Origin of the sequence: Moritella yayanosii (assembly GCF_900465055.1) — a bacterium.
Classification (GTDB): Bacteria; Pseudomonadota; Gammaproteobacteria; order Enterobacterales; family Moritellaceae; genus Moritella; species Moritella yayanosii.
The window spans coordinates 1,998,182-2,009,955 of record NZ_LS483250.1 but is presented as its reverse complement, the minus strand read 5'-3'; the positions used below and the strand labels follow the sequence as shown (position 1 = coordinate 2,009,955).

13 protein-coding genes are annotated in these 11,774 nt (G+C 39.1%); 4 read left to right on the top strand and 9 right to left on the bottom strand.

All coding sequences use genetic code 11. From position 1 onward, the window contains the following. Positions 1-11: 11 nt before the first annotated feature. Entirely contained in the window at positions 12-455 is a 444-nt protein-coding gene (locus MORIYA_RS09140) for a YHS domain-containing (seleno)protein (protein ID WP_112714554.1), read from the bottom strand. Between the two features lie 183 nt (positions 456-638). On the opposite strand from MORIYA_RS09140, the gene MORIYA_RS09135 reads away from it, so the two are divergent. Next, positions 639-881, top strand: a complete 243-nt coding sequence (locus MORIYA_RS09135; protein ID WP_112714552.1) for a hypothetical protein — start codon at positions 639-641, stop codon at positions 879-881. A gap of 17 nt (positions 882-898) precedes the next feature. Then, complete coding sequence (locus tag MORIYA_RS09130) at positions 899-1,558, top strand: DUF2913 family protein (protein WP_112714550.1); 660 nt, start codon at positions 899-901, stop codon at positions 1,556-1,558. 40 nt (positions 1,559-1,598) lie between these two features. Here the strand turns inward: MORIYA_RS09130 and MORIYA_RS09125 are convergent, their stop codons facing one another. The 6 genes from MORIYA_RS09125 to MORIYA_RS09100 form a co-directional block, all read right to left on the bottom strand. Further along, the gene (locus tag MORIYA_RS09125; RefSeq protein ID WP_112714548.1) at positions 1,599-2,084 is read right to left on the bottom strand and encodes an ATP synthase subunit I; all 486 of its coding nucleotides are present in this window, start codon (positions 2,082-2,084) and stop codon (positions 1,599-1,601) included. A gap of 137 nt (positions 2,085-2,221) precedes the next feature. After that, entirely contained in the window at positions 2,222-3,673 is a 1,452-nt protein-coding gene (locus tag MORIYA_RS09120; RefSeq protein ID WP_112714546.1) for a methyl-accepting chemotaxis protein, read from the bottom strand. Positions 3,674-3,793: 120 nt separating this feature from the next. Continuing rightward, positions 3,794-4,357, bottom strand: a complete 564-nt coding sequence (locus MORIYA_RS09115; protein WP_112714544.1) for a chalcone isomerase family protein — start codon at positions 4,355-4,357, stop codon at positions 3,794-3,796. 88 nt (positions 4,358-4,445) lie between these two features. After that, positions 4,446-5,351, bottom strand: a complete 906-nt coding sequence (locus tag MORIYA_RS09110; RefSeq protein WP_112714542.1) for a hypothetical protein — start codon at positions 5,349-5,351, stop codon at positions 4,446-4,448. 409 nt (positions 5,352-5,760) lie between these two features. Further along, on the bottom strand, positions 5,761-6,942 hold the full coding sequence (locus MORIYA_RS09105; RefSeq protein ID WP_232011576.1) for a DUF5692 family protein: 1,182 nt from the start codon (positions 6,940-6,942) through the stop codon (positions 5,761-5,763). Between the two features lie 76 nt (positions 6,943-7,018). After that, positions 7,019-7,927, bottom strand: a complete 909-nt coding sequence (locus MORIYA_RS09100; protein ID WP_112714540.1) for a hypothetical protein — start codon at positions 7,925-7,927, stop codon at positions 7,019-7,021. Between the two features lie 309 nt (positions 7,928-8,236). Here MORIYA_RS09100 and MORIYA_RS09095 point away from each other — a divergent pair, with 309 nt between their 5' ends. Next, on the top strand, positions 8,237-9,091 hold the full coding sequence (locus tag MORIYA_RS09095; RefSeq protein WP_112714538.1) for a crotonase/enoyl-CoA hydratase family protein: 855 nt from the start codon (positions 8,237-8,239) through the stop codon (positions 9,089-9,091). A gap of 287 nt (positions 9,092-9,378) precedes the next feature. Here the strand turns inward: MORIYA_RS09095 and MORIYA_RS09090 are convergent, their stop codons facing one another. Then, positions 9,379-10,029, bottom strand: coding sequence for a hypothetical protein (locus tag MORIYA_RS09090; protein ID WP_112714536.1), 651 nt, complete (start codon positions 10,027-10,029; stop codon positions 9,379-9,381). Further along, entirely contained in the window at positions 10,022-11,182 is a 1,161-nt protein-coding gene (locus MORIYA_RS09085; protein ID WP_112714534.1) for an MFS transporter, read from the bottom strand. Before MORIYA_RS09085 ends, MORIYA_RS09090 begins: the two co-directional genes overlap by 8 nt. 240 nt (positions 11,183-11,422) lie before the next feature. Between MORIYA_RS09085 and MORIYA_RS09080 the strand changes: the two genes are divergently transcribed. Then, positions 11,423-11,749, top strand: coding sequence for a MerR family transcriptional regulator (locus tag MORIYA_RS09080; protein ID WP_112714532.1), 327 nt, complete (start codon positions 11,423-11,425; stop codon positions 11,747-11,749). Positions 11,750-11,774 lie beyond the last annotated feature (25 nt).

The following is an 11,774-nucleotide window of genomic DNA, read 5'->3' as shown; positions in this document are numbered from 1 at the left end:
AATCCTTTTAATTAGTTTAATACGTGAGGCCAGTTTTGATCTGCTTTGATTATAAAATTGGTTTTTTCTGCTAACCATTGTTGCTTGATATCAGCGTTGTAATTTAAATAAAGTTTATCGTTTTCAATTGTCCACTGCTCGGGATCTGAAGACGCCGTATCATTTTTGGCAACCGCATAGGCGCAATAACCACCATATTGTGGTGCGTATTTCTCTGGATCTTGTTTAAATAATGTAAGGTGTTGGTTGCTACTAAAATACCAATCTTCACCTTGGTATGCATAACTGAATTTGTTTAAGCCTTTAACCGCTTTTGACTGGGTAAAATAAGCCACGGTATCGTAACCGCTCACGGCTTTACTACTAAAGTAACCAGTATAGATAGGATCTTTAGCGAAACTGTTAAACGATAAAATTAGGCTGCTGATAACTAACAATTTAATAATATATTTCATATCAATTGCGCCCTCTGTAGTTAAGTAAGATGTGTGCTAGGTGTTGTCTATACTATAGCTGTGATTAGATTGCGAGTTATCACAAAGTTATCACAATTTAATAGCAAAAAAGTACATTGCGATAATCTTAATTCTTGTTAGGATCCCTTCATTATTGTTTGTCGTTTTTATAAAGGTAGTTTTATGGATTTTTATACATTGGCCTTAGGTCTATTTATGCTGTGCCATGGCAGCTATATTGCGTTGACTCGTGCTAAAGCTAAACATCAAAAAGCACGTTTAGATTTTATGAAAAAAGCATTAGGCCGACCAATCGGTTTTACCATCTACTCACTCATTTATGTCATCCTACCAATTGGTTTTGGTGCTTATATATCGTACTCAGGTTTCAATAATGTGTCGTTGAGCACAATATTTACTGGTTAATGGCCTGAGGAATAAACATGTCTGAACAAGAAAAAACCTATAACGTGAATATGTTAAAGCTCGTTAGAGAAGGTTTAACGGCCTTATCTGATGCGCAAGCAGAAAAGCGTAGCTTACAAAATCCCGTTTCAGAAACGCATTTTTTGGGTAATTGGATCATTACTGCGTTAAAAGAAAAGCGTTTTGATATTATCTTAGCGGGTGATTTAAATATTTGGGTGCAAGAAAGTCGCACATTAGGGCCAAAGGCTGATTTCAAACAACGTTTCGAAAAAATTGAGCGGGTATATACCCAGATCTGCGAACTGGAATATAAAAATCTAACCCAGTTTGTTTTAGAAGATATCTTAACTGAACTGGATAATGAAGGTTGGTTGATTGAAACTGAAAGCAACGTGACAGATAAGTTTAAATTAAGCTCAAGTGGCGAAAATTCGCTGGTGATCTGTGCTGAAGTCTATGACCGTGCTTTCTCTGATATCGACGGGGTATTGGAAAGCCCGCTGTCAGTGTTTATTCGTCATGGTGATCTGGCATTTATTGATAAAATGTTCTCACACGGTTATTTGGTGTTTGGTTCGACGAATCGGTCGATTGTGAAACGTCACAACCGTTATATATTACGTCCGTTTAACCACGCTAAAAAATTAGCTATTCTGCCGACGTTAGCAGACTAATTTAGCCTGCGATACAGGGATGATCTTGATTATCCCTGTATTAAACGCCTTGTTTGGCCGCTTTGATATCAACACTTTCTGTTTCTGTTTCTGTGACTTCGACCTGGGCTGATAACGCTAACTTAGCAGGAAACTGTTCTGGTAATGGTTTTAATAAACTAAATATTTGTGAAAACATGACGATCACAAAGGTGATAAAAAGATTGAAATGTTGGATGTCAGGTAACGGTAATATTACGCTAAATAACAGAAATATAAGTGCAAACTTACAAGCATAGCCGAGGATCATGAAGATATTAGCTCGCATAATACTGTTAGACCCGATATATAAAAATGACAGTCGGGTAAAGATATATTGTGGTACCAAGAAGATCATCCCCCCCAATGCTGCCGAGCGTGTAGTCTTATGGTCTGTACCCAGGTAAGTTGCTGAAACAATAAATATTACTAACAAAAGCTGACCTAAAATTAGTTTTAGTGCATAACTTTTGATGGCTAATTCATATGCATTATGTGGTGTTAACAACTTACCCTCCAATTCGATTAAATAAATTATACGCTCGCTATTTTACCTTTTTCTATATATCTATGCATAGCTAATCTTTGGTTACGCTATGCAAAGTACAGTAAATAAATGATGTTTATAGCTAATTGCTTATTTCATTATGATAATTCTATTACTGAATTTAGATCATCGGCGAGTGTTTTTAAAATGATGACTTGTTGTGATAGCTGCGTGCCTTGAGTTGCGACTGATTCCGATATTTGACTGGTTTTATCGACACTTTCGGTGACATCTTGGCTGGCGAGATTAAGCTCTAATAACACCTTAACTTGTTCTGCCATGATTTGAGAGAGTTGTTGTACATCGGTGAGCGTACCGCCAACTTGGTTAATAATTTCGGATAATTCTGTCACCGTCTCTTTTATTACAATTTGTCCTTGGTTAACTTCTTTTGTGCTTCTCTCAAGTAGTTGTCTTATTTCACGGGCCGCTTGATTACTTCTAGACGATAAATTGCGGACTTGATCGGCCACAACGCTAAAACCACGCCCTTGTTCGCCTGCTCGTGCAGCTTCAATTGCCGCGTTAAGCGCTAATAAATTGGTTTGCTCTGCCACCGAGGTAATGAGGTCTGCAACAACAGCCATTTCTTGATTGCTATGTAAAATATTGCTAATCGCTTCAGTAGAAGCGGTTAACGATGAAGCGCTGGTTTGGGCTTGATTATTAATTTCTTCACTGCGTAACTGTAATTCCTGTACAAACTGTTCTGATTTCTGGAAATCTAACGTCATTTGCTTTAGGCGACTTGTCATTCTTTCTGCGGCATTTGCTTGTGTATCACACGTTATATTGAGTTCATCGACTTGATTGTATAATTCACTCGATTGTTGTGATAATTGCTCTGCTATGGTTGTTAAATGGTTGGCGTTATCGCCGGCTAATACGAGTACCCGGCTTAAGTTTTGTTCTTCTTGTTGTGCACTTTCTGTGGCAGCCTGGCTTGCTTGCTGGGCGAGCAAGGAGGCAGTTGTCGCTTTTTGGCGCTGCTTCGCGGTATATGCTTGGGCGATACAAATAATAACCAGCGGTACCATAATACCAGACCAAGCCTCACCGACAGCACTCGCTTGAGACAAGACTACATTAGGCAGTTCGGTGTTATGTAATGATTGGTTTAACATCCAAGCAGTAATGGCAATAACAATGCCACTCCAGCATATTGCCATGGTTAAGCTTGCGGTGAGGAAAAATGAAATAATAAGCAGTGGGATCCAGAATGCTTGCGGAGAAGTAATCACCCCACCGGTCTGATAAATTAGATTTAAAGCGTTAACGACCATGCCAACAAAGCCGATATGTAGGGCTAGATTGGTGTTTTTAAATAAGCGTAATACCAGCGAAGCAATCAGTTCGGCACAGATCAAAAAGAGGGAGGTGTAGATCATGGCTTGATGATCATGGTTGTACCATTTTACAAAACTGTAGATCCCTGATAAAAACGACAATAACGTAAAAAAAAGTATAATCTCAACAAATTGAGATTTGCTTGTATCCCAATCATGGCGTTGTGGAAAAAAGAGTTTTCGCCATAGAGAAAATGGGTTCATGGTATTGATTCCTTAATGCGCTCTGTATGGTGACTTGTTTATAGGGAATGCATGGCGACTTTATAGGAAATGGATGCATGACGACCGCCAAGTCGGGTAGGCAGTCGACATTTTGGCGAACTATATATCGAGCATTTCTTCTTTTAAGTCATCATCTGTTGGTTTATCACCTAACCAGATCGCAAGTACTGCTTTTCTAAAGTCTTCACCTGATGTAATAGATATAAACTCGCCATTTTTATAGTTAATCAAGCCTTCGCCTGGCACACTCAATAGTGTAAATTGATCACCTTTTTTAATCGGGTTGGCAAAAGTCTCAATAAAGGCTTCAATCTTACTATCAAGGTTATTGTTTTGCCCTGCGGTGGCACGTTCGAAACCTTCCTGCATTGCGTTGATCATTTTTTCGGACGTGATCATATTTGAGGTGATATTTAAGCGAATCGCCACTGCTTTATCACTATTGATGACCATATCACCTTGGTTCATTTTTTCGTGGGTAAATAATGAACCGACGTATAAATCAATAAAAAACTTGCTGCGAATGCCCGCACCGTTAAATTGTAAGCTTTCTCCTTGTGGGGAAATACTGTCGGGTACGCTGACACCTGCGATGTCTGTTGCCGCCATGGCACTGCTGCTCATCATTAATAGGGTAGTTAATACTAAAGCCGATTTTTTCATTGAATTCTTCCTGAATGTAATTTTACCTGGCTATGTCATAAGGCTATATCGCGGATAACATGCAGATATAGCCTTTGTTTAACTTAAATTAGAATGCGAATTTGTAACCAAGGCTGTATTTATCGTCAGCGCTAGTATTGTCACCGCTATAGAACAATGTGATAGTTTGTGTGCTGGTGAGGTAATAACCAAGCTTGAGATCCCAAGCGGTAGACGCCATCTGTAAACCGCCATCTACGACGTCGGTATCCCATTCTTTACCAGCTAATGCTGTTGTATAGCGAATACTACCTAAGGCAAAGAAATCATCATGTGGCTGGTAACGGACATACGCCATTGCAGTCGCCGTGGTCGTCATCCAGTCCATACCTTCTGAACTAGTTGGTACTGTAAGTTGTTGGCTCATTAATGAAACAAGGGCAATTTTTGCTGCCGCTATTGTATCTGGATTGCCGCCTGCTGTTGCTTGTCCAAGTGCAACTTGTGCTTTACCAACTGCTAGCTCTAGATTTTGAGCTGTATTATCTTCTGCGATTACACCACCGACTAATAACATCGGCCAGATGTAGATGTCATCACCTACTGGGATAGTTGCTACAGGACCTGCTTGTGCAACCACCATGTTACCGAAAAACGGATGTTCAGCCGCCACTACATCAACAAAACCGCCTAGGCCATTTGTAGTATTGATATTACCGTAGCGTATACGGTAGTTACGGCTAGAAACTTCACGACCAGTTACGTCCGATGTATATTTATCATCATCAAGAATATCTTTGGCTTCGAAGATAAAACCACTGCGTTGGGTATCGGTTTTAGTTAGGACACCCATGGCTTCAAAATCAAGGCCGTTGTTACCGTAAGCCAAACCAGCATAAGCATAAACCGCAGTCGGGTCAGCCATATCTGGGCCATCTGTTTTTGCTTCTTCTGCAATCACAGCCATTGACGAAAAAGATGCTAACACTGCAAGAGTTAAGATACCTTTTTTCATTATTTACTCCATTTTTCATTATTTTAAAAGTTGGATACTTTATTTAGAATTTTTGCTCTTCATCTGTAAGCAGTTTCCTCTAAACACAATTTATCTTTATAAACAATGACTTAGATTCTAACTTTGATGTAGAGCATTAACTCTAACCTGGGGTTATAGTAATGTTTTTTTAAATCATTGGACGTGATGCTAGTCACAGAATTGATTTAACATAATACTTTATGGGTAGTTGCTTTAAACAATGCGCTTTGGCTCACACGTTTATTTTTTATAGAAAATAAACGTGTGAAAACCTTACACTTATTTGGGCAATCAGGATTCGTTTGACAAATATAGCCTTAACTTCCAAGGCTATATTTTCATACTATATTTCTAATTTATATTTGTACTGTCGCGTTAGTGGCTAACATTATGCCGTTTTCGCTGCGAGACGCGCTTTCAATTTAGGACCAAATACAGTAACAGCAAGTACACCGTTAATAATGAAGCTAGCTAAACCTGCCGCCAGCATTAATTCATCATTACGCGGCATCATTACTACATTACTTTCGAACATGGCAGGGTTCGAGAAGTAATACATAAATGAACCAGCTAATGTAATTGCGCGGGCTTGTAACCAGGTGCCTTTTTTGATGAACAACGCAGGAAGCGTGGCAGATATCAGTACCATCAATTGGGCTGTGGCAGAGCCAGGGAAGTTTAAGTAAACAAATACAATATTCCATACATCATAAGCAATGATCCAGAACGTTGTCATTGCAGGCCAGATCATGTCTCGCTCTTTACTCTTATCTGCCTGAATGCTGAGCCAACCAGTTAGGGTGATAATGGATAAAATACCGCCAATCGCATTCAATACATTTGCTGTATTGCCCATACTGAAGTCTTGCATTACGGCTTCGGAAATATTAATGGCGAGGAATGCGGCGGCACCAAATTTAGCCAGTTTCATGTTACCTATTTTGGTAAACCTGATCAGCGTGAACAATGCGGCTGCACCGACTACGGAATACAGTTTTATCCATTTAAACCAGTATGTAACATCGTAGCTCATCCAAAGTGGTAGTAATACTACGGGTAGGATGAAGAAGATAACGTAGTTCGACTTTGGTACACGACGACATAATTCGTTGAGTAACATTAGGGCAAGTAATACAAAGATAATGTGTGCATAAGAACGAGCTTCATACCATTTATGAATGATAAAAGAGTCGCCATCTAAGCTAAAACTAACACGGTCATCAGCGTAAAATGTCAGTGTTGCACCCTCAAAATCTTTAATTGTAGAGTTGGCATAACTGCTAATGATGATGCGATTGTCTTGTTGTTTCCAAGTCTGTGCTTCGCTATGGTTAAAACCACCGGATTGCTTGATTACTTGAACTTGATTATCATCACCAAACTCTAAACGATAAAGCAAACTGCCTTCGCCTGGTTTACCGTCTCGTGTACCTTGCCAAACCGTATTTGTAATATCGGTTACGTAGGTCATATCATTATTGGTTGTGGTCGCGTTTACGCCGCTAGCACCGAACATCAGTAGCAATGTAAACATTGCCATAAACAGTGAGTTAATCCTGTTTCTCATCATTATACTGCTCTCTATAATTAGGATTGATAGCGCCCATCCAGTGGACGCTATTTATTGATTATTATCATTTATATCATCAAGATTTGGCTAGTTTTCCTTCTGGGGCTGGGTTTAATTCAGTACCAGCGTAGTCACTAAGTAATGGTTGGTTTTCACCACAAGGCGGCTCGCCCGTTGGGTTATTACGTTTTTTATTGAAGTACCAAACAATGTATGGAACGTGTATAGCCAAGTTGACCGCACCCCAGAAATACAGGAATGTATCGTTAGCCCAGCTTGAAGAGTCCATAATTGGTGTGAAGATGTCACCGTTAGCACGCACTAGGATGTGGAAGGCTAGTGTGAATATTCGAGCTGTGATGTATAACTCTGGACGTCCCTTGATGATAGGATACAATTCAGCAGCTATCAGGATACAGAATGAACTTGCGAAGAAGCCCGGGTTTTCACCAAATACGAATGCAAGGTTCCATGTTGTGTATAGGAAGTTCCACGCCGCGGTTGAAAAAAACAGTACATCACTTGTCTTGTCTTTACTGACAACCCAATATAGACGCTGACCATTTTTGTAACGTGGGAACGGAATCGTAATACACAGGATCAAACCACAAATTGCATTGAAGTAGTTTGCGGTGGCAAAATCTTTTATTGTTGCTTCGGCGATATTCAGGAACAGAACCATGTAAAGTACTTTTAGTACCCAGTCGCCGCGGAAGAATGACAAGAATTTATTCGGGTTATCATGATATAACCACGCGATCCGCGCACCACCGACAACGATAGCAGTTGGGATCAGTACACTTACGGTTTTCACCCAACGGAACCAACCATCAAGGTTTTCAGCCCATAGCGGCGCTGTACACAGAGATAAAATCCAAAAAGCAGTGGTTAATCGTGGTGTACGGCGCATGCCTTCGACCATGAGTAATAAGAATATTATGTATATACTCATCGATACAACATATTGCCAAACAGGAATGTTCATAGAGCCTCCAGTAGTTTTTATTTAAATATTTGAACTATCTTTATCTAGTTCAGGTCTGATTAATAATTATTAGAGCAATAACTCTAACCTGGGGCAATGATAGCCATTTGGGGGTGGTTTTTAAGTGATCTCGATCAATTTTTTGATTTAATTAACCCTAAGTGGCTATATTTTGGTGGGTGTGTGGTTGAGATCTCATTTATGCTATTTTTAGCGGTGAGATACAGATAATAATATGTCGCGTAAAGATAATGCTGACGGAGATTCATTTTGTTAGCATAAAGTAATCATTATCAAGGAACGAAAAAAATGGAAATAGCATCTACTTACAATACCTTTACGCTAACGATTGAAAATAGTGTCGCGCATTTGCAATTTAGTCGACCTGATAAATTAAATTCAATGAACCTGGATTTTTGGCGTGAATTTCCAGCGGCTATCGCAGCGCTGTCGATGGCTGATGATTTACGTGTGTTGGTTATTTCAGCACAAGGCCCACATTTCTGCGCTGGTATGGATTTAGACGTATTCCAAAGCCCTGATAACTTCCCTATGGGTAAAGATAAAGCCAGAGTCAGTGAAGCGATGCGCCGTTTTGTTATGCAATTGCAGCAAGTATTTACTGATCTTGAGCAATTACGGGTACCGGTATTAACGGCGATCCAAGGTGGTTGTATTGGTGGTGCCTTAGATCTGATCGCAGCATCAGACATGCGCTATTGCACGGCAGATGCGTTCTTTACCATTAAAGAAGTGGAGTTAGGCATTACTGCTGATCTGGGGTCATTGCAGCGTTTACCGAGTATTTTACCCCAAGGCATTGTGCGTGAGCTCGCATACACAGGGCGTAATTTTAGTGCTGCTGAAGCAGAGAAATTTGGTCTCGTTAATCAGGTATTTGAAACACACGAAGCCATGTTGGATGGGGTATTACAGATCGCCAGTCAAATTGCGGCACACTCACCACTGGCAGTGACAGGCAGCAAAGAGATGCTTAATTACAGTCGTGATCATGGTGTTGATGACAGCTTGAAATACATGGCGACTTGGCAAGCCGGTATGTTGTGTTTAGAAGAAACCATGACGATCTTACAGGCTAAAAAACAGCGTGAAGCGCCTGAGTTAAAACCGTTACGTAAAGTGACTGGGTTGTTTGATAATTAAGGGCTAAAGGGAATAGCCTCTTGTTCATGAGGCTATATAACCATCGCGCTAGCTCAACACTATTATTTCTTATAAGCTAATTTTTAATCTAATCTGGCATAGCAATAATTAGTCATCAAGAGTCATATGAAATAATTGATTTTTCGTTATTGCCTTTTCCACCTAGCAAGGTGGAAAAGTACCATGGAAAACCTACATTGGTTTAATTTTAATTGTTATCACTTAAAACCACATTGTCCTTTTTCCTAATCTCGAATATTAGTAATTCAAGGTTAAAATTGTATTTTTTAAATTTTATTTGTTAACCAACTATCGTGTAACCACTTTTCTGTTTGTCTTCCAGCTCTAAAAAAATCCCAAACGATATCTCTTTCAAATGTCATCACACTGCGATCCTGGGCAATAACCACCCAAAAATAACGACCATCACTTTTATTTCGGCATTTAACCTTCATACCTGTGAGTGTCATTTTTTTGTTGTTTTGATAGATGATCTCATCATGGGGTTTGATCCATTTCACATCCATGTCTTTAACAAGATCTGGTGCGTATTTTTCTAAAAATTCAATTGCAAGCACGCGAGATTCATCAGGATCAGGTAATGTGCCGGCATTCATCGAAAAGTCAGGAATGAGACGATTAAACCCCATTAGTTTACCCTGTAAATCAAGAACAAAGCTGACATGTTGTTGTTGCAGCATCAATTGACTATTAGCCTGCGGTTGATACCGAACTAAGGAGACTGACGTATTGTCCATACTACCGTCGGCTTGATACACAGGTACAAAGCCGCTTGGTATAAATTTCTGATATTGTTCCATTTCTAACATATCCTTTTGTTTATAAATATTTACAGGTATTGTTTCGTTGGCCGAGACCGTAGTATAAAAACCACAGGACAACATAAAACAAGAGGTCAACAGGATTACCTTACGCATGTTTTTTCTCCTTAACTTGACGGTTAAAGAAAGGCAAATAAAGCAATCCGACTAAAAATAATGCGCCAGCGAGATAAAGAATAAACTGTTCGCCTAGCAATACAGGCAACCAGGCACCAAGACTTGCTCCAATAAACAAACTAAACGTATAAAGCGATACGGCTAATCCACGATTTTCAGGTGGTGACAGCTGATTTACCAACGCAATTAAACTAGGTACTGCAGAAGCAATAGCGGCAACAAACAGTAAGTGATAAACCACAAAAAATTGATTTCCCAAACTGAATACTTGTAGAGCCAACATGGTAGCTGCGATAATCAAAAAAAGGAAAATACTGACTGGCACTCCAAGTTTACCCAGTACCCGACCTATGATTAATGGCATAAACATACAAGGCACCGCCACAATGCGTAGTTTGGCAATATCCCAGCCTTGTGTTTGTAACGCACTAGAATAATAAAGACTAATCGTTGTATATAAGGCTACAAAACTACCCAATAAAACCAAGGCAACTAAATATACTTTTAATAGTTCAGGCATCGCTAAAATAGCGCGTAATCTAGGTAGAAAAGCGGGGATTTTTGAACGTGCAGTCGTAGTTGACGAATCAGGCAACCAGATAAAACCTATCAAACTAAACACATAACAAATGATAAAAATGGGCATTACTCTTGTTAGTGTGCCATCAATCACCGCATTCCCTATCCAGGGTCCGATCAACGCAGATAATAAAAATGCAGTACTCATCCAGGCAATAGCATTCATTTTTTTAGTATTAGGAAAACGCTCAGCAATAAGCGCTAAAGCTAATGGTGGAAATGATGCTGCCATAAATCCTTGAGCAATACGTAATAATAAAACCCAATAAAATGGCAGCGTAAAACTGAGTAACACGGTGAATATCAGTAATCCTGACATACCAGCTAACATAATATGTTTTCTGCTATAGCGATCAGATAACGGCCCCCACACTAAAAATCCCGCGGCGTAAGCAAAACCAAAAAAACTCGTTAACAAGATAACTTTAGAAACGGGTTGGTGAAAATTATTAGCAAGTTCTTCTGCTACTGGCAGTAGAACATACAACTGAGATACCACTGATACAGCAGTAAATACTAACAACATTAATAAACATGTCCATTTAGATAACATTACACACCTCCCAATTACATTTGATGCCTACTGGCCGCTATAAATGTAGTTTAAATGTTGTCAATGTGTCAATGGTTATATTTGTTTTATTTGAATTACATTTATTGTAATTCAAGGTCTTTAAATGTAACTTGGGCGCATTAAAGGCTGCTTGGGGATGTTCATTGTATTTTTATTACATTTATATAAGCCAAGCTGCTATAATCGGTGTTATATATAAAATATAATAAGGCTAGGAAAATGACCGATCAACTATTTAAAGAGAGTGAAAACTCGTATTACGATTTTTTTAAAAAAGTCAAAGTTGGTATTCATGAGGTATCTGATATAACGAATGTACCCGCTAGGAAAATTCGTTATTGGCAAGATAAAGGATATATAGAGGCTAGTAGTGGTAACTCTAATACTCGGCAATATGATTTATTTAATGTAAAGAAAATAGTTCTCATTAAAGAACTATTGGATGATGGTCATACGCTTGAAGGTGCATCACGAAAAGTTGATAACCGAATAAACACCTTAAAAGAAGTATTTGACCTAGTAATACCTGCTGAACTTAAGCCATGATCTAATATACTCAGTATAAAATCAT

Bases quoted from the DNA above. Each gene is read 5' to 3' on its own strand.
- MORIYA_RS09130 (WP_112714550.1), top strand. From the start codon at position 899: ATGTCTGAACAAGAAAAAACCTATAACGTGAATATGTTAAAGCTCGTT.
- MORIYA_RS09100 (WP_112714540.1), bottom strand. From the start codon at position 7,927: ATGAACATTCCTGTTTGGCAATATGTTGTATCGATGAGTATATACATA.
- MORIYA_RS09080 (WP_112714532.1), top strand. From the start codon at position 11,423: ATGACCGATCAACTATTTAAAGAGAGTGAAAACTCGTATTACGATTTT.
- MORIYA_RS09110 (WP_112714542.1), bottom strand. From the start codon at position 5,351: ATGAAAAAAGGTATCTTAACTCTTGCAGTGTTAGCATCTTTTTCGTCA.
- MORIYA_RS09085 (WP_112714534.1), bottom strand. From the start codon at position 11,182: ATGTTATCTAAATGGACATGTTTATTAATGTTGTTAGTATTTACTGCT.
- MORIYA_RS09135 (WP_112714552.1), top strand. From the start codon at position 639: ATGGATTTTTATACATTGGCCTTAGGTCTATTTATGCTGTGCCATGGC.
- MORIYA_RS09090 (WP_112714536.1), bottom strand. From the start codon at position 10,029: ATGCGTAAGGTAATCCTGTTGACCTCTTGTTTTATGTTGTCCTGTGGT.
- MORIYA_RS09095 (WP_112714538.1), top strand. From the start codon at position 8,237: ATGGAAATAGCATCTACTTACAATACCTTTACGCTAACGATTGAAAAT.
- MORIYA_RS09115 (WP_112714544.1), bottom strand. From the start codon at position 4,357: ATGAAAAAATCGGCTTTAGTATTAACTACCCTATTAATGATGAGCAGC.
- MORIYA_RS09105 (WP_232011576.1), bottom strand. From the start codon at position 6,942: ATGATGAGAAACAGGATTAACTCACTGTTTATGGCAATGTTTACATTG.
- MORIYA_RS09140 (WP_112714554.1), bottom strand. From the start codon at position 455: ATGAAATATATTATTAAATTGTTAGTTATCAGCAGCCTAATTTTATCG.
- MORIYA_RS09120 (WP_112714546.1), bottom strand. From the start codon at position 3,673: ATGAACCCATTTTCTCTATGGCGAAAACTCTTTTTTCCACAACGCCAT.